The 17,519-nt window shown below is 69.7% G+C and carries 15 protein-coding genes and 2 pseudogenes; 9 read left to right on the forward strand and 8 right to left on the reverse strand.

Features of this window, described 5'->3' with window-relative positions:
- The first annotated feature begins 29 nt into the window (after nt 1–29).
- On the forward strand, nt 30–1,604 hold the full coding sequence (locus tag ACFQS1_RS16985) for an acyl-CoA carboxylase subunit beta (protein ID WP_378969067.1): 1,575 nt from the start codon (nt 30–32) through the stop codon (nt 1,602–1,604).
- Here the strand turns inward: ACFQS1_RS16985 and ACFQS1_RS16990 are convergent.
- From ACFQS1_RS16990 to ACFQS1_RS40630, 4 genes and pseudogenes are all read right to left on the reverse strand, one after another.
- The gene (locus ACFQS1_RS16990) at nt 1,601–2,269 is read right to left on the reverse strand and encodes a M50 family metallopeptidase (RefSeq protein ID WP_378969070.1); all 669 of its coding nucleotides are present in this window, start codon (nt 2,267–2,269) and stop codon (nt 1,601–1,603) included. The genes ACFQS1_RS16985 and ACFQS1_RS16990 overlap by 4 nt on opposite strands.
- A gap of 61 nt (nt 2,270–2,330) precedes the next feature.
- Nucleotides 2,331–3,062 (reverse strand): M50 family metallopeptidase, encoded by a 732-nt coding sequence (locus tag ACFQS1_RS16995; protein WP_378969072.1) that lies wholly within the window; start codon nt 3,060–3,062, stop codon nt 2,331–2,333.
- A gap of 23 nt (nt 3,063–3,085) precedes the next feature.
- On the reverse strand, nt 3,086–3,301 hold the full coding sequence (locus tag ACFQS1_RS17000) for a hypothetical protein (RefSeq protein WP_378969075.1): 216 nt from the start codon (nt 3,299–3,301) through the stop codon (nt 3,086–3,088).
- 1,400 nt (nt 3,302–4,701) lie between these two features.
- Nucleotides 4,702–6,306 (reverse strand): annotated as a pseudogene (locus ACFQS1_RS40630) (serine/threonine-protein kinase); the annotation flags it as partial.
- A gap of 101 nt (nt 6,307–6,407) precedes the next feature.
- Here ACFQS1_RS40630 and ACFQS1_RS17010 point away from each other — a divergent pair.
- The 5 genes from ACFQS1_RS17010 to ACFQS1_RS17030 all read left to right on the forward strand — a co-directional run bounded on the left by ACFQS1_RS17010 (nt 6,408) and on the right by ACFQS1_RS17030 (nt 10,451).
- Entirely contained in the window at nt 6,408–6,605 is a 198-nt protein-coding gene (locus ACFQS1_RS17010) for an acyl-CoA carboxylase epsilon subunit (RefSeq protein WP_378969079.1), read from the forward strand.
- A 151-nt stretch (nt 6,606–6,756) separates the two neighbouring features.
- Nucleotides 6,757–7,185, forward strand: coding sequence for a hypothetical protein (locus ACFQS1_RS17015; protein WP_378969082.1), 429 nt, complete (start codon nt 6,757–6,759; stop codon nt 7,183–7,185).
- A complete protein-coding gene (locus tag ACFQS1_RS17020) occupies nt 7,185–8,612 on the forward strand; it encodes a hypothetical protein (RefSeq protein ID WP_378969084.1) in 1,428 nt (475 codons plus the stop codon). The genes ACFQS1_RS17015 and ACFQS1_RS17020 overlap by 1 nt, the downstream gene beginning before the upstream one ends.
- A 3-nt stretch (nt 8,613–8,615) precedes the next feature.
- Complete coding sequence (locus tag ACFQS1_RS17025) at nt 8,616–9,770, forward strand: S8 family serine peptidase (protein ID WP_378969087.1); 1,155 nt, start codon at nt 8,616–8,618, stop codon at nt 9,768–9,770.
- Between the two features lie 66 nt (nt 9,771–9,836).
- Complete coding sequence (locus ACFQS1_RS17030; protein WP_378969090.1) at nt 9,837–10,451, forward strand: Maf family protein; 615 nt, start codon at nt 9,837–9,839, stop codon at nt 10,449–10,451.
- Between the two features lie 34 nt (nt 10,452–10,485).
- Here ACFQS1_RS17030 and ACFQS1_RS17035 read toward each other — a convergent pair whose 3' ends face one another.
- Together ACFQS1_RS17035 and ACFQS1_RS17040 are read right to left on the reverse strand one after the other, a co-directional pair.
- Nucleotides 10,486–11,241, reverse strand: a complete 756-nt coding sequence (locus ACFQS1_RS17035; RefSeq protein ID WP_378969092.1) for an ABC transporter permease — start codon at nt 11,239–11,241, stop codon at nt 10,486–10,488.
- Between the two features lie 3 nt (nt 11,242–11,244).
- Complete coding sequence (locus tag ACFQS1_RS17040) at nt 11,245–12,189, reverse strand: ATP-binding cassette domain-containing protein (protein WP_378969095.1); 945 nt, start codon at nt 12,187–12,189, stop codon at nt 11,245–11,247.
- 98 nt (nt 12,190–12,287) lie between these two features.
- Between ACFQS1_RS17040 and ACFQS1_RS17045 the strand changes: the two genes are divergently transcribed.
- Entirely contained in the window at nt 12,288–14,039 is a 1,752-nt protein-coding gene (locus tag ACFQS1_RS17045; protein ID WP_378969098.1) for an acetyl/propionyl/methylcrotonyl-CoA carboxylase subunit alpha, read from the forward strand.
- Between the two features lie 336 nt (nt 14,040–14,375).
- Nucleotides 14,376–15,137 (forward strand): DedA family protein, encoded by a 762-nt coding sequence (locus ACFQS1_RS17050; RefSeq protein ID WP_378969100.1) that lies wholly within the window; start codon nt 14,376–14,378, stop codon nt 15,135–15,137.
- Here the strand turns inward: ACFQS1_RS17050 and ACFQS1_RS17055 are convergent.
- Nucleotides 15,067–16,467: an NAD(P)H-quinone dehydrogenase gene (locus ACFQS1_RS17055; protein ID WP_378969103.1), complete on the reverse strand. Its 1,401-nt coding sequence runs from the start codon at nt 16,465–16,467 to the stop codon at nt 15,067–15,069. The two genes, ACFQS1_RS17050 and ACFQS1_RS17055, sit on opposite strands and share 71 nt — an antisense overlap.
- Nucleotides 16,468–16,552: 85 nt before the next feature.
- Here ACFQS1_RS17055 and ACFQS1_RS17060 point away from each other — a divergent pair, with 85 nt between their 5' ends.
- Nucleotides 16,553–17,014 carry a gamma-glutamylcyclotransferase gene (locus tag ACFQS1_RS17060; RefSeq protein WP_378969105.1) on the forward strand — a complete coding sequence of 154 codons (462 nt, stop codon included), beginning with the start codon at nt 16,553–16,555 and terminating at the stop codon, nt 17,012–17,014.
- Nucleotides 17,015–17,251: 237 nt separating this feature from the next.
- Here ACFQS1_RS17060 and ACFQS1_RS17065 read toward each other — a convergent pair.
- Nucleotides 17,252–17,449, reverse strand: a pseudogene (locus ACFQS1_RS17065) (transposase); the annotation flags it as partial.
- Nucleotides 17,450–17,519: the final 70 nt, after the last annotated feature.

Genomic DNA, 17,519 nt, shown 5'->3' on the forward strand with positions numbered 1-17,519 from the left:
CGAGGCTCTTCATCTACCCGAGGAACACCGTGACGACGCAGCAGGGACCGGTCGAGGCCGACATCCACACCACCGCCGGGAAGCTCGCCGACCTCGAGCGCCGCACCGAGGAAGCGGTCCACGCCGGCTCCGCCCGCGCGGTCGAGAAGCAGCACGCCCGCGGCAAGAAGACCGCCCGCGAACGCATCGAGCTGCTGCTCGACGAGGGCTCGTTCGTCGAACTGGACGAGCTCGCCCGGCACCGCAGCACCAACTTCGGCCTCGACAAGAACAGGCCCTACGGCGACGGCGTGGTCACCGGCTACGGCACCGTCGACGGCCGCCAGGTCTGCGTCTTCTCCCAGGACTTCACCGTCTTCGGCGGCTCCCTCGGCGAAGTCTTCGGCGAGAAGATCGTCAAGGTCCTCGATCTCGCCATGAAGACCGGCTGCCCGATCATCGGCATCAACGACTCCGGCGGCGCCCGCATCCAAGAGGGCGTCGTCGCCCTCGGCCTCTACGCCGACATCTTCTTCCGCAACGTGCGCGCCAGCGGCGTCATCCCGCAGATCTCCCTGATCATGGGCCCCTGCGCCGGCGGCGCCGTCTACTCCCCCGCGATCACCGACTTCACCGTCATGGTCGACCAGACCTCGCACATGTTCATCACCGGCCCCGACGTGATCAAGACGGTCACCGGCGAAGAGGTCGGCTTCGAGGAGCTCGGCGGCGCGCGCACCCACAACTCGCGGTCGGGCAACGCCCACTACCTGGCCTCCGATGAGGACGACGCCATCGACTACGTGCGGGCGCTGCTGTCCTACCTGCCGTCGAACAACCTGGACGAACCAGTTGCTTATGAGGATTTGTCCGACTTGTCGATGACGGCGGCGGACGAGGGGCTCAACACGCTGATCCCCGACTCGGCCAACCAGCCCTACGACATCAAGAAGGTCGTCGAGACCGTCGTCGACGACTTCCTCGAGGTCCAGCCGCTCTACGCCCAGAACATCGTGGTCGGCTTCGGCCGCATCGAGGGCCGCCCCGTCGGCGTGGTCGCCAACCAGCCCATGCACTTCGCCGGCACCCTCGACATCGCCGCCAGCGAAAAAGCCGCCCGCTTCGTGCGCACCTGCGACGCCTTCAACATTCCGGTGGTCACCTTCGTCGACGTCCCCGGATTCCTCCCCGGCACCTCGCAGGAGTGGGACGGCATCATCCGCCGAGGGGCAAAACTGATTTACGCGTACGCCGAAGCCACGGTCCCCAAGGTCACCGTCATCACCCGCAAGGCCTACGGCGGGGCGTACGACGTGATGGGCTCCAAGCACCTCGGCGCCGACCTCAACTTCGCCTGGCCCACCGCCCAGATCGCCGTCATGGGCGCCCAGGGCGCCGTCAACATCCTCTACCGCGGCGAGATCGACTCGCCCGAGCGCCGGGCCGAGCTCATTCAGGAGTACGAGGACACGCTCGCGAACCCGTACATCGCGGCCGAGCGCGGCTACGTCGACGCCGTGATCCAGCCGTCGGAGACCCGCGCGCAGATCACCCGGGGGCTGCGGATGCTGCGCACCAAGCGGGAGTCGCTGCCGCCCAAGAAGCACGGCAACATCCCGCTCTAAACCGGATGCCGCAGCAGCAGAACCCCGCCATAGACGAGCGCTGCCAGCGACGCGGCCCAGAACAGCGCAACGAAGAAGGCGCTGGACAGGCCCGATTTGTCGGACAGCGATCTGGTGTCCGGCTCGCTGCCCTCCTTCCATACGCTGAACAGCTCGGGAATCTGGCGGGTGCCGCCCATCAGCAAGAACCACACCCAGACGTACGCGAAAACCAGCTGCACCTGCTCAGTCGCGCGCATTGCTACCACCCAGATCAGGGCTCCGGTCAACGGCACCACGAAGAGGCCGAAGAGGTTGCGCACCATGACCAGAAGCATGGCCATGAGCAGGAGCGTCATCAGCAGAACGGAACGCGGCGAAATACCGTGCACCAGCATCCACGCACCGGCCAGCCCGAACAGCGACGGTCCGAGATAGCCCGCCAGACCCGACATGAGCGTCTCCAGCAGACTCAAATCCTTGATGTCTTTGGAATACGCCGTTTCGCCGGCACCGCCCCTATCTATCCTGATCCTCTTCACGAAGAGGCCGGTCAGCGACCCGAACATTGCGTGACCGCCCTCGTGGGCGATCGTGATGGCGTGGGTCGTGTACTTCCACAGCGGCACGGCGGCGACGAAGGCGACCACCCCGGTCGTCCAGGCCATCCCGACATCGCTCGCCATCTCCGGAACATATCGACGAAGGTGGCTCCGCTCTATCGCTCAACAGAGTGCTGTTGTGTCGTCAGGCGGACTGCGGCAGCCACTGGCCGGCCAACAGGAACGCGCCGATCACCAGGGCGGCCAGGTTCACGATCAGGAAGACGCCGACCCAGAACAGCGCCGGGACGTGCGTGATGTGGGCGAGCTGGTCGGCGTCCGACTCGGGCATCCGGCCGCGCCGCCGGAGGCTCTGCAGCTCGAAGACGGGACGCACACCCCCGAAAAGCAGGAACCAGACCCCGGCGTACGCGAAAATCGCCTGCACCTGGGGTGAGGCGAACCAGGAGACCGCGAAGACGACGGCGCCCGTGATGACCACCGAGACCACGCCGAACAGGTTGCGGATGTTGATCAGCATGAGCAGCAGCAGAACCACCGCCAGCCAGAGCAGCAGCGTGATCCGGTTGCCGCCGAGCAGCCAGGCGCCGAGCACGCCCACGAGCGACGGCGCGATATAGCCGCCGAGCAGCGTCAGCATCATGCCGGGGCCGGTCGGGCGGCCGGACGAGAGCGTCAGGCCGGACGTGTCGAACTCCAGGCGGATGCCGCGCAATCGGCGCCCGGTCAGCAGAGCCGCCAGCGCGTGACCACCCTCGTGCGCGATCGTCACCGCGTTGCGGGCCACTCGCCACACCGGGCGGAACGCCACCGCGAGCAGGCCGGCCAGGGCGGTGAGCAGCACGAGCAGGCCGGGCGGATCCGGCTGAGCGCCGAGCAGCTTGTCCCAGAGATCAGTCACACCGTCGATCGACACCCGGGCGACTGTAGCCGATCACGTTAGGCGCGTCGGCGGGCCACTACCTTCGCGGGCTGGGCCGGTGGCCGAAACAGCGACCGGGAGGCGACCACGCCGCCGCCGACCGCGAGCATGGCCACCACGATCAGAAGCATGGCGACCACGCCGGTGGCGGCGACCAGAATCGCGAGGTCAGCGACCGCGACCAGCATCCAGAGGGCGATTGTGGGCTTACTGCCGTGTCGTCGGCAGTTCATGGGACTGCACCTCCATCCGTGATACCGGATGAATTACCCATTCATTCGGCTTACGCACATCGGCGCGCCCCTCGGGCCCGTTATTTCGGCTGAAAGCCCTGGTAGAGCAGCTGCAAATCGCTCTGCGAAGCGGCCCAGTCCGCCGGGGTCGTGTACCAGGAGATGGAGTACGCGGCACTGCTGTCGACGCGGATGTTCCGCTTGACCGCGTGCTGGCGATTGCCGTCGTCCGTGGTGTACAGGAACTCCCAGTCGGCGACCGAGTCGTAGTCGCGGTACTTCACGCGCTCGATCTTGATGAGCGAGTAGTTGCGGTAGCCGCCGCGGCGGGCCGACTCCTGGTTCTTCCAGTCCTGGTAGGCGTCGGCCTGCGGCGAGTTGCTGCGGTCGACGATCAGCAGTCGGTTGTTCCAGCGGAACCGCACCTCGGTGCCGCCGCCACCGGCGGGCTTGGCGCCGTTCGGCAGCGGGATGGTGAAGCCGGGGCCGCGGCCGGTCGCGCCCGCGGTGTACATGCGCCAGCCGGCCGGCAGCGTGAAGGCGGCCGAGCTGGTCGGGGGCGCGCTCGACGGGTTCGTGGGCGCGGTCGTTGCCGGGTTGCCGGTGCCGTTGCCGTTGTTGGTGCCGGTGCCCGCGCCCGGCTGGGCGCCGGCGCTCGCGTTGCCGCCCGGCTGCGAGGCTCCGGCCTGCTGCTGGGTGGTGGGCGCGACGGTGGGCGCGGCGCCGGGCTGGTCGTCGCCGAAGGCCTGGGCGGTGAGCACGCCGATCAGGACCAGAACCAGCAGGAGTACGCCGGCGCCGACCGCGGCCTGGGGATAGGTCAGGCGGGTGCCGAAGACGGTGACCCCGCCGCGGCGGGCCGGGGCGATCTCCATGGGCCGCCAGGCGGGACGGGTGGAGCGGCCGATCGCCGGCGAGACGGGGTTCGGGTCGCCGGGGGTGTCGGGGCCTTCCGGGGCGGGCGCCGTTGCGGGCCCTATCGGGGTCGCCGCCTCGGCCTCGGGCTCGGCCTTCGTCTCGTCCTCGCCCTTGGTCTCGTCCTGGGGTTTGGTCCCGTCCTGGCTCTTGCTTTGCTGGTCGGCCTCGGGCTCGGCGGCGGTCGTGCTCTTGCCCAGCGTCCCGGCATCGGGCGTGTCCGCGATGGCCTTGGCCTCGCCGGTCTCGGCGTCCTTGTCGGTCGCCGGAGCGTCGGCTTCCTCCGACACCGGCTCGGCGACCTCTGTCTCGACCGCCTGCGCACCGGTCAGTGACTCCGGCGGCTCAGCGTCGGTCGGCTCAGCGTCGGTCGGGTCGGTCTCAGCCGGCTTCGCCTCGGCCGCCTTTACCTCGGCTGACTTTGCCTCAGCCGTCTCTGCCTCGGCCGACGTTTTCTCGGTGGTCGTCGCTTTTGTCTCGACGGGGGTCGCCTCGACCTCGACCGGTGCGGACGTGGCTGTGGCTGCCTCCGTCGTCGCCTTTGCCTGCGCGGGGCCCGCCTTGGTGGGCTTTGCATTGGCGGGGTTTGCCTTGGTGGGGGCCTTCCTCGACTTTTGCGCACCCTTCTTGGGCGCGTCGACGACCGTGGTGGCGTCGGCGGGCGAGCCGACGACCCCCGCTGCGTCGGTCGCCGGACCACTGACGACCCTGGTGGCATCGGCCGCCGGGCCGCTGACGACCCTGGTGGCGTCGGCCGGGGGGCCGCCGACAACGGTGGTGGCGTCGGCGGGTGCGGTGTCGATGCGGCCGACCAGGGCAGTCGCGTCGGCCAGCGACTGCTCGTGTTCGGGGGCGGCCTGGCGGCGGCGGTTGGCGGCGACGTCAGCCGCCGTCAGACCGCCGGCCTCGCCACGGCTGGTACCGAAAAGCTTTGCCGTCCGGTCGTCGCGGACCGGCGGCGTATCGACCCGCGTGGCGTCGAGACGCGGAGCGTCGACCTTGGGGCCGTCGACTCGCGTCGGCGTCTCGGCCGGGCCGACCTGTGCCTTCCCCGGGATATAGACCGGCGGCCGGCCACCGCCGGCCGCCGGGCGGCCACCCGACACGGGCGGACGGCCCGGCGGGTCGACCGGCCGCGCGGGCACCACCGGCGGGCGCGGACCCGGAACCACCGGGGTGGAGCCGGTCGGCGCCATCAAGCCGCTCGGCCGGTCGCGGCCAGCGCCGGGGCGGCGCATGGTCGGGCTCATCGGGAAGGCCAGCTTGGAGCGGCGGCCGGCGGCGCGGTTGAGCAGGCGCTCGGCCTCCTCCGCGTTGATCCGGTGCGTCGGGTCCTTGCGGAGCAGGCCGTTGAGCACCGGCTTGAGCGGGCCGGCGTTGCGCGCCGGGGGCGGATTTTCGGTGGCCAGGGCCGCGAGGGTGGCGATCGCGGAGGGGCGGGCGAACGGCGAGGTGCCCTCCACCGCGGCGTAGAGGGTGGCGCCCAGCGACCAGAGGTCGGCGGCGGGGCCGGCCGTGCCGTCGCGAGCACGCTCCGGCGCGATGTACGCCGGGGAGCCGAGCACCAGACCCGTACGTGTGACGTTGGGGTCGCCCGGCACGGTGGCCAGGCCGAAGTCGGTGAGCACCACCCGGCCGTCGGCGCCGAGCAGCACGTTGCCCGGCTTGACATCGCGGTGCACCACCCCGGCGCGGTGCGCGGCGCGCAGGGCGCCCAGCACGCCGAGCCCGATCTCGGCCGCGCGCACCGGGCTGAACGGGCCGTCGGCGGCCAGCGTGTCCTGCAGCGAGCGGGACGGAACGTACTCCATGACGATCCACGGGTCGGCGTCCGTACGCAGAACGTCGAAAACGCGGACCACGTTGATGTTGTTGAGCCGCGCGATCGCGCGCGCCTCGCGCAGCGAGCGCTCGCGCATCTCCTGCCGCTCGCCCGGCGTCAGCCCGGGCGGCGGAACCAGCTCCTTGATGGCGACATCGCGGTGCAGGACGACATCGGTCGCCCGCCAGACGCGACCCATCCCGCCCTGACCGAGCGGCGCGACGAGCCGGTAACGGTCAGCGACAACGGCTGGGGGAGAAGAAGACATCACGCAGAAAATACCCGGTCATGTCCAGCCACAGCGAATCGATCAGCCGAGTGTGGGATTCGTGTCACCGGACCACCCCACCAAGGTCGTAAGCTTGGTCGATGGATGCGGAACCCCTGGTCAGCGTCGTGCGCGGCACTCCAACCGATCAAGAGCTGGCCGCTCTGGCCGCGATCTTCGCGATCCGATCCACGGCGATGGATGCGACGTCCCGGCCGGCCGCGCGCTCCGCGTGGACAATGTCCGCGCGTCCGTCCATGGGCCCCCTTTCCTGGCGCCACTCCGCCCTCCCCCGGTAAATCATCGAGCATCGATCGATTTCGGATGGGTTTCGACTGTCCACAGGCGGCGAGGTGGGCTCCCCGTCGCTGGCGGTGACCCACTACGCTCACCTATGCGTCGCCGGTGTCCGGCGTTCGAGAGCTGGATTCAGTACGGGGAGGGCAACAAGTGATTCCAGAGGAGGACCGCGGCCCCGCTTGGCTGCGCGACTACGGGTATGCGGACTTCAGCCAGATCGAGGCCGACATCCAGGCGATGGAGCAGTTCGCCACGAAGTTGTCCGCGAACGTGAAGGACAGCTACGCCCCGCACCTCTCGCCCGTCACCGACGCGATGTCGACGAAGCTCCCCGACCCGCCCAGCGAGTTCATCGAGCTGCTCACGTTCCTCTTCGTCCACCACGAGGCGGCCGACGTCGCCCACCAGAACGTGTACAACTACGCGAACGGGACGCAGGGCTTCGCGACCGCCGCCGAGGACATCAGCAAGACATACAGCGGCTCCGACGCCTTCGCCCACGCGAAGGTGCGCGATGTGGACAAGGCATTCGAACAGGTCGGCATCCCGTCCGACCAGACCGGTGAGGGGGCGGCCTGATGCTGGACGCAGGTGGCGGTGGCGGCGGCACCCCGTGGGAGTCGATGACGCTCGAAAAGATGCAGGAGCTCATCCAGAATCCCAACACCGACGCCCAGTGGGATCTGGTCAGCGGCTGGCAGAAATCGGCCGAGCTGCTGAGCTCGCACCGTTACCAGGTGCAGGAGTATCGCGACAACCTCGCGGCGGCCTGGCCCCCCGAGCGCAGCGCGGCCTCGGCGGCGTACCTGGCCCGGCTCGACGAGCTCATCAAGAACCTCACCGACACGTACGAGGCGTCGCTCACCAACCACGACGCCTTCTCCGCGGCCACCGGGTCGATCTACCAGGCCCAGGTCAAGATGAACAAGATCTACGCGGAGTACCAGAGCAACAAGACGGCGCTGGACACCTACAACGCCAAGAAGCAGGCCGCGCAGAACAGCAGCACTCCGACCCCAAGCCCCAGCCCGAGCGGCGACGAGTCCCCGGTCGCACCGGGCCGCCAGGAGGAGTTGCGCCGCCAGGCAGCGACCTTGCTCAGCAGCGTAAGCACCGACTTGGCCCAGGCCCAGTCCAGAATCGTCACGCCACCGCGCTATACCAAGCTGGAAGTCCGCGACGAGAACAAGACCGTCAAAGACGGAGACACCTACACCCCTCCCCCGATCCCGCCGATTACACCGAGCTACCCAGACAACGGTGGCATTTCTACAAGACCGGCGAACGCCACTGGGACCTTCGCGACATCCACGCCGACGACGCTTCCCCCGCCGGTTAACCCGCCAAGCGTCGGAACGGTGCAACCGGGGCTCGTCCTGGGCGGGGCCCAGCCCACGCTGCCCACGCCGACCGCACCGGGCATCAGCCCGATTACTCCGACACTTCCTGGCGGCACCGGCCCGCTGCCCAACCCAGGCCTGCTTCCGCCGACCCCGGGCGTGTTGCCGGGCGGCACCTCACCCCTGACACCAACCACGCCCGGCCTCGGACGTGGCGGCGGAGTACCGCGTGAGGGGCTCCTGCGGCCGGGCGGAAGCCTGCCCGAGGGCGGGCTGCGCGCGATGGCGCCCAACGGGGTGATCGGCGGAATGCCAGTCGGCGGCACGCCGGCCCGCGGCGCCTCGGGCATCGGCCTGGGCCAGCCGGGTGCCGGTCGTGTCGGTGCGCGCATCAACCCGGTCGGTGGCGTGATCGGCGAGGGCGGAGGCGCCACTGGACCGCGCCGCGGCGCTGTGGGCGGCATGTCCGCCGCCGCTGAGCACCCCGCGAACGCCGGCATGTACGGACAGGGTGCGGCTGGTCGACGGTCCGGCCGCCGAGACCAGGCGGAGAGCGCAAGCTGGGACCCGGACAACCCGTGGGAGACCGCTGAGGGCGTCGACCCCGTGGTGTCGCCGGCACCCGTGCAGCGTGTCGACCCGGGGCCGGCCATCGGGCTCGGCTGACAAATGCGTTTTCGATTCATCGCGGCCGCAGGCGCTCTTACGCTTGCGGCCGCCCTCGCACTTCCGGAGACTCCCGCCTATGCGGACGGAATCCGCAACGATCAGTGGCATCTGAAAAGTCTGGATATAGCGCAGGCCCAGGCCATCAGCAAGGGATCCGGCGTAACAGTTGCCGTTTTGGACACTGGCGTATACCCCCATCCCGATCTCGCGCGGAACCTCCTAGCCGGAGTCGATCTTCAGCCTGGCGGCAAAGGGGACGGGCGCGCGGATGCCGTCGGCCACGGAACTAATGTGGCGGCATTGATCGCCGCCCACGGAAAGAGCGGCGGCAACGGAGTTCTTGGGCTCGCTCCTGCCGCCAAGATACTTCCCGTAAAAGTCACCGACAAGATAAGCGACGTGTCCCTGGACGGAGCGATCAAGGGTGTTAGCTGGGCGGCGGCTCACGGCGCGAAGGTAATCAACTTCTCCGCGGTGACCGGGCCATCGGGCGATCTGATCGACGCAGTCGATACTGCGATCGACGATGACGTCGTTGTGGTGGCCGCCGTGGGAAACACCAGCAAGGACGCCATCATCGGGTATCCGGCAGCGATCGATGGCGTTCTGGCCGTCGGGGCAGTCGACAAAAACGGAAAGCACTCATCGGGCTCAGTCGTCGACAAAAAGGTTGACATCTGCGCCCCCGGCGTCGACATCACTACTGCCGAGCCCAAGAACCGATATGCCGAGGCTGACGGGACATCCTTGTCGACGGCCATCGTCTCGGGAGCTGTCGCGCTTGTGCGGGCGAAGTTTCCCGACTTGTCGGGGCCTGAAATTGTTCACCGCCTGGAGGCCACGGCAGACGACATCGGTCCACCCGGGCGCGACGACGAATGTGGCTACGGCAAGCTGAACGTCATCAAGGCGTTGACCGCCGATGTGGCTCCGCTGGGAAGCGGTGCCGCGTCCGCCGCCCCGAAGGGAAGCGCCACCTGGAATGGCAACGACGGATATATCGATCCGGCCGCTACCACTGCTGCGGCGCCGGACGCCAGCGACGCCGAACCGGCGTCGAGTAGCACTCCGTTGATTCTTGGGGTGCTTGCCGGGCTGGTCGTGGCGGGCGGCTTGATCGGGTTTCTGGTGGTGCGGCGGCGGCGGAACTTCTGAGACTCTGGGCGGAAACGCGGGGGTCTGTCCGCCTTCCGCGCGGTTCCGGCTTGTAGCCTCTTGGGCGTGGGAAACGACGTGGACTACCGCCTTGTCCTTGCTTCGGCCAGTCCCGCGCGGCGGGCTCTGCTCAGCGCCGCGGGGATCGAGGCCGAAGTGATGGTCAGCGGCGTGGATGAGTCCGTCGTCGCGGCCGGCGACGCCTATGAGCTCAGCCTCGCGCTGGCCCGGATGAAGGCGCGCGCCGTCGCGGCCGAGCTGCCGGCCGATCCGGGGATTCTGGTGCTCGGGTGTGATTCGGTGCTGGCCTTCGAGGGGGAGATCTTCGGGAAGCCGGCGAACGCCGAGGAGGCCGCCAAGCGGTGGCAGGTGATGCGCGGCCGCTCGGGCGTGCTGCACACCGGCCATCATGTCACCGGGCTGGTCAGCGGGCGGCAGGCCGAGGCCGTGGGCACGACCGTGGTGCACTTCGCCGACATCACCGACGAGGAGATCGCGGCCTACGTGGCGACCGACGAGCCGCTCAACGTGGCCGGGTCGTTCACGATCGATGGGCGCGGAGGAGCGTTCATCGACCGGATCGAGGGCGACCCGGGCAACGTCATCGGGCTGTCGCTGCCGCTCCTCCGCAAACTCCTCATCGAAATGGGCGTCTCGATCACCCAGCTGTGGCGGGCCTGAAACCAGGCGCCGAGGCCAACCGAGCGCCGAGGCCTCAGCGCACGCTCTTCGCGAACATCCGCGCCGCCCAGCCCACCGCCACGGCCGCCAGCGCCGCCATGATGAGCAGGCCCTGCCAGACGTCGGGCGAGCCCAGGTCGCCGCGGAACAGCGCCCGCGTGCCGTCCACCGCCCACGAGAACGGATTCCAGTCGGCGATGCCCTGCAGCCAGCCGGGGGCGAACGTCAGCGGCAGCAGGATCCCGGAGAGCAGCAGCACGGGCTGGGCCACCGTGTTCATCACCGGCGCCAGCGCGTCCTCGCTCTTCACCGCGAGCGCGACGCCGTAGCTGAGCGCCGAGGTCATCAGCGAGATCAGCGCGAGCATCAGGTAGGCCAGCAGCAGGTTGCCGAGGACCACCCGCAGGTCGAAGAGCAGCGCCAGCAGCGTGATGATCACCGCCTGGGCGATCAGCGAGACCACGTCGCGCAACGACCGGCCGAGCAGGAGGGCCAGGCGGCTGACGGGCGTCACCCGGGAGCGTTCGATCACCCCGGCGCGCAGCTCCGCGATCAGGCCGAACCCCTGGAAGAGGCCCCCGAAGATCGCGAGCAGAACCAGAAGACCGGGCACGAAGATCTCGTACGCCTCGGCGTTGGAGCGCACCTGGAGCGCGGGTTTCAGCAGCGGCGCGAACAGCAGCAGATACATCACCGGCTGGAAGACGCCCACGAAGATCCAGACCGGATTGCGCAGCAGCAGCTGCATCTGGCGCTGAAAGATCAGTGAGGTGTCACGCAGAAGCTTCATGAGTCAGCTCTCCCGCAGGGATCGGCCGGTCTTGGTCAGGAAGACGTCGTCGAGGCTGGGGCGGTGCAGCTCGATCGTGCCCAGCGGGACGTCGGCCGCGTCGAGGGCGCGCAGGATCTGCGGGATCGCGGTCGCCCCGTCGTCCACGTAGAGGCGCACGCTGTCGTCGTACGTCTCCATCTTGTAAGCCGCCAGGGCGGAAGCCGCGGCAGCGACCGCATCCACCGGCAGACCGACGCGAACCACGTCGCCGGAGATCTCGCGCTTGAGCGCGGCGGGCGTGCCGGAAGCGACGATCTCACCGTGGTCCATGATGGAGATGCGATCGCAGAGCGCGTCGGCCTCGTCGAGGTAGTGCGTGGTGATGAAAACCGTCATGCCCTCCGCACGCAGACGGCGGATCTCGTCCCACATGTGCGCGCGGCTCTGCGGGTCGAGACCGGTGGTCGGCTCGTCGAGAAAGACGACCTTGGGTTCGTGGATGATGCCGAGCGCGATGTCGACCCGGCGGCGCTGACCGCCGGAGTACGTCTTGCACTTGCGGTCGGCGTACTCGGTCAATTGGAAACCCTCGAGCACCTTCGCGGCACGGGCCTGGGCCGACGCCTTGCTCGCGCCGTAGAGGCGCGCCTGCAGCACCAGCTCCTCGCGCGCGGTGGAGTCGTCCCACGTGCTGCCGCCCTGGGCGACATATCCGATACGGCGGCGCACCTCGGCCGGATCACGCAGCAGGTCGGCGCCGGCGATCGTGGCGGTGCCGCCGTCCGGCTCGATCAGCGTGGCGAGCATCCGCAGCGTGGTGGTCTTGCCGGCCCCGTTCGGACCGAGGAACCCGAATATCTCCCCCTCGGACACGTCCAGATCAACGCCGCGTACGGCCTCGACGGTCTTTTTCTCGCGCCCCTGGCGCGACGAGAACGCCTTGCGCAACCCGCGAGTCTCTATCATGCGGGAAGCGTAGGTTATTCATCTCGGCCCCGGCCCCGGCCCCGGCACGGACCCTACTTCCGAGTAGAACTGTCGGTGCCTGCCATTAAGCTCAGACCGTGCGCAAGGTATTGATCGCCAACCGAGGCGAGATCGCCGTCCGGGTCATCCGGGCCTGCCAGGACGCGGGCCTCGCCAGCGTCGCCGTCTATGCCGACAGCGACCGGGAGGCCCCGCATGCCCGGCTGGCCGGCGAGGCGTACGCGTTGGGTGGCGACACCGCGGCCGAGAGCTACCTGCGCATTGACAAGCTGCTCGACGTCGCGGCGCGCAGCGGCGCCGACGCGGTGCACCCGGGCTATGGCTTCCTCTCCGAGAACGCCGAGTTCGCGCAGGCCGTGCTCGACGCCGGCCGCACCTGGATCGGTCCCACCCCGCAGGCGATCCGCGACCTGGGCGACAAGGTGACCGCCCGGCACATCGCCCAGCGGGCGGGAGCGCCGCTGGTGGCCGGCACCGCCGAGCCGGTGGCCGACGCGAGCGAGATCATCGCGTTCGCCGAGGAGCACGGGCTGCCCGTGGCGATCAAGGCGGCGTTCGGCGGCGGCGGCCGCGGGCTCAAGGTGGCCCGCACCCTCGATGAGATCCCAGCGCTGTTCGAGAGCGCGACCCGCGAGGCGGTGGCGGCCTTCGGGCGCGGCGAGTGCTTCGTCGAGCGCTATCTGGATCGTCCCCGCCACGTGGAGGCGCAGGTCCTGGCCGACACGCACGGCAACGTCATCGTGGTCGGCACCCGCGACTGCTCCCTCCAGCGCCGCCACCAGAAGCTGGTCGAGGAGGCGCCGGCGCCGTTCCTCACCGACGCCCAGCGCGCCGAGATCCACTCGAGCGCCAAGGCGATCTGCCGCGAGGCGGGGTACCACGGCGCCGGCACCGTCGAATACCTGGTGGGCCAGGACGGCACCATCTCGTTCCTCGAGGTCAACACCCGCCTGCAGGTCGAGCACCCGGTGAGCGAGGAGACGGCCGGTCTCGACCTGGTGCGCGAGCAGTTCCGCATCGCCGACGGTTCTCCGCTGGCGCTGACCGACGATCCGGCGCCGCGCGGGCACGCGATCGAGTTCCGCCTCAACGGCGAGGATCCGGGCCGGGGCTTCCTGCCGGCGCCGGGCACGGTCACCGCGCTGGCCTGGCCGCTCGGCCCCGGCGTGCGGGTCGACGCGGGCGTCGAGGCGGGCAGCGTGATCGGCGGCAACTTCGACTCGCTGCTGGCCAAGATCATCATCGTGGGCGCGACCCGCGAGGAGGCACTCGAGCGGGCCCGCCGAGCTCTCGACGAGACGGTCGTCGAGGGCATCGCGACGGTGCTGCCCTTCCACCGGGCCGTGGTGCGCGACCCGGCGTTCACGAGCTCGCCGTTCACCGTCCACACGCGGTGGATCGAGACCGAGTGGGCCGGCGGGGTGCCGGCGTTCAGCGCGCCGTCCGCCGCCGCGGGCGCGCCGGGCGAGCGCGAGACCGTCGTGGTCGAGGTGGGCGGAAAGCGGCTGGAGGTGAGCCTTCCGGCAAGCCTTTTCACGCGTACGGGCGGGGCCGCACCGGCACGTCCGGCCGCGCGCCGGTCCGGTGGCGGCGCGGCGGCGGCCGCCGCGGGCGGGGCGGCCGCCCTGACCGCGCCGATGCAGGGCACGATCGTGAAGGTCGCGGTCTCCGACGGCGACCAGGTGCAGGAGGGCGACACGATCGTGGTGGTCGAGGCGATGAAGATGGAACAGCCGTTGCAGGCCCACCGATCGGGCACGGTCGCGGGGTTGTCGGCCGAGGTCGGCGCGACGGTGACGGCCGGCACGGTGATCTGCACGATCGACTGAGGCGACGCGCGCAGACGCGGCTGCCACCGCGAAGGGGGCGGGCCGTCGGTACGGGACCTACCGACGGCCCGCGGCCGGCACGCCGAGAACGGGGGACCCGGCGTCTCCGGCAAATCAAACGGTACGCCCGCCAGAGGCGAGCAAAAAACCGGTGCCACGCCTAGGGTGAAATGGCCGGAGATAACCGGCGGAACCGCGCCGGAACGATCGTGATGACACCGTGTCGGGCATCACCGTGGGCGCGGCCTGATCAGGGCGCATGCTGTAACACAGCACATTCTCAGGTACGCCCGTCAAGAATGTGGCGAGCCCTGAAGGCGTGAGGTGGCCGAAGCGATGACCGAATTGTTGACCATGATGGCCACACCCGTGTGGGCCTACTTGGCGCTGTTCGGCTTCCTGACGGTCGACGCGATGATCCCGGTCGTTCCGATCCAGGCGATCATGATCACATCCGGGGCGCTCACTGTCTACGGCAATCTCGATCTCCCCGTGGTGATCGCGATCGGCGCGGCCGGCATGCTGGCGGGCGACTCCATCGCCTACTTCCTGGGCCGCTCGACCGGCCAGGTCGGCCGCGGCTGGCTCGCGTCGCTGCGGGCCCGCTGCGCCCCGAAACACGACGACGACCACCCCCGCGAGCAGTCCCGGACCCGCAAGGCCGCGGTCCGCTTCACCCGCGGGCTGCGCCGGCCGGGCCCCCTGGTGCTGCTGCTCTGCCGATTCGTGCCCGGCGGCCGGATGGCCGCCGGTTTCCACGCCGGTCGCACGGGCTATCCGCTCAAGCTGTTCGCCCTCTACGACGGGGCCGCCGCGCTCTGCTGGGCCAGCTACGGCGGCCTGGTCGGTCACGTCGGCGGCACGGCCGTCACCCAGTCGGCGTGGCGACTGTTCTCGATCGCCGCCACCGCCGCGGTCGTCTTCGGCACCGCCGGCTGGATCCTCGCCCTCTTCGGCGGCAAGAAGGAGGCCGACGCCGAGCAGGCCGTCGACCGGGCCGCCGTGGCGGCGGCGGCCGAGGCCGACGTCATTGCCGCTCGTGCTGCATCAGCTGACGGGCTGCTTCCGCGATCGACCCCGACAACGACGGGTAGATAGTGATCGTGTGGGCCAGCTGGTCCACCGTCAGGTTGTTCTCGATCGCCATGGTGATCGGCAGGATCAGCTCGCTCGCCTTGGGCGCCACCACCACGCCGCCGATGATCTGACCGGTGGCCGGTCGGCAGAACAGCTTTACGAAGCCGTCGTGCAGGTCGGTCATCTTGGCCCGGGCGTTGCCGGTCAGCGGCAGCATCACCTGCCGGGCCGGGGTGCGGCCGGAGTCCACCTCGTTCTGCGAGACGCCGACCGTGGCCAGCTCGGGGTCGGTGAACACGTTCGCCGAGACCGTGCGCAGCCGCAGCGGGGCCACCGCCTCGCCCATGGCGTGCCAGATCGCGATGCGCCCCTGCATGGCCGCCACGCTGGCCAGCGGCAGCACGCCGGTGCAGTCGCCGGCGCCGTAGATGCCGGGCACGTTTGTGCGCGAGACGCGGTCGACGGTCAGGTACCCGCCGGGGCCCACGTCGACGCCGTACTCCCGCAGGCCCAGCCGTTCGGTGTTCGGGATCGCGCCGACCGCCATGAGCGCGTGCGAGCCCTCGACCGTACGGCCGTCGGAGAGCGTGACCAGCACGCCGTCGCCGGTGTTGACCACCGACTCGGCCCGCGACTGGTTGAGGATGGTCATGCCACGCTCGCGGAACACCCGCTCGATCGCCATGGCCGCGTCGGCGTCCTCGTGCGGCATGACCCGCTCGCGGCTGGAGACCAGCGTGACCTTGGTGCCCATCGCCAGGTAGGCGCTGGCGAACTCGGCGCCGGTCACGCCGGAGCCGACCACGATCAGATGCTCGGGCAGCTCGGTGAGGTCGTACACCTGCCGCCAGTCGAGGATGCGCTCGCCGTCCGGCCGGGCGGTGGGCAGCACCCGCGGGGTCGCGCCGGTGGCCAGCAGCACCGTCGACGCCTCGATCGAGTACATCTCGCCCTCCTCGGGCATGACCAGCACCTGGTGGGTGTGGCCGAGGGTGTCCTCGCCGAGCAGCGCCCGGCCCTGAATGACCTCGACGCCCGCCTTGACCAGCTTGGCCTGGATGTCACTCGACTGGGCCAGGGCGAGCTTCTTGACCCGGCTGTTCACCGCCACCGCGTTGACGGACACCCCGTCGAGGCCGGCCGAGCGGATGCCGAACCGCTCGTTGTGCCGATACCCGGTCATAACCTCGGAGCTGGCGATGAACGTCTTCGACGGAACGCAGTCGGTCAGCACGCAGGCGCCACCCGGGCCGTCGGCCTCGACGAGCGTCACCTCCGCGTCCAGCTGGGCGGCGACCAGGGCAGCCTCATACCCGCCCGGACCCCCACCGATGATCACGATCCGACTCACGACGTTCCCCTCCGTAACAGCCAACTGTGCCGACACGCACCACTTGTATTCTCCACGACCGCCGTATCCGGCTATCGTCATCGCCGTGCGTCATTACGCCGCGTATGGCTCAAACCTGGACCCGGCCCGCATGCGGGCCTACTGTCCGCACTCGCCCATGGTCGGCGTGGGGTGGATAGAAGGCTGGCGCCTGACCTTCGCCGGTGAGGCGGAAATGGGCTGGGAGGGGGCCGTGACCACGATCGTCGAGTCACCCGGCGACCGGGTCTTCGTGTCGCTCTACGACGTGCATCCGTGGGACGCGGCACAGCTCGACGAGGTCGAGGGGGTGACCGCGGGGGCGTACCAGAAGCTCACCGTGCGTGTATCAACCCTCGAGGGCGAGTTCAGCGCGTGGGTCTACGTCTACGACGGGTATGAGGGCGGCCTGCCCACCGCCTGGTATCTCTCCGAGATCGCCAACGCGGCCGAGAAGGCCGGCGCGCCCGACGACTACGTCGAGGACCTCCGCCACCGCCCCAGCGCCACCTCCTCGCCGGAGGTCTGAGTCCGCGAGCCGCCGGAAGCCCGAGTCGGCGAGCCGCCGGCGTCGCTGGCGAGGTGCTGGGACGAGGTCTGTTCCGTGGTCTGAGCTGGGTGTGCGCGACGCTTTGCTCTGCTTACCAGCGGATGATCTCTTTTTTGGACATGCCTTCTTTGGTGCGTCGTTGCATGTATTCGCGGGTGCGGGGTCCCAGCGCAGGCGGGATAGCACGACGTGGTAGAGCGCGGCGTTGGCTTGCCGGTCGCCGCCGTGGTTGAGGCGGTGTCGGGTGGTTTTGCCGGAGCTGGCGGGGATCGGGGCGACGCCGCAGAGCATGGCGAACGCGGCTTCGCGGGTGAGCCGGTCGTGGTTCTCGCCGGCGGTGACCAGGAGCTGCCCGGTGGTGTCGGCGCCGACGCCGTTGGCCTCGAGCAGGTCGGGGTTGATCGCGGCGATCAACGGCTGGAGTAGGTCGTCGAGTTCGGTGATCTCGGTGGACAGGTGCTGGTGGCGGCGGGCCAGCGACCGC

Source organism: Paractinoplanes rhizophilus (assembly GCF_042664765.1).
GTDB lineage: Bacteria > Actinomycetota > Actinomycetes > Mycobacteriales > Micromonosporaceae > Actinoplanes > Actinoplanes rhizophilus.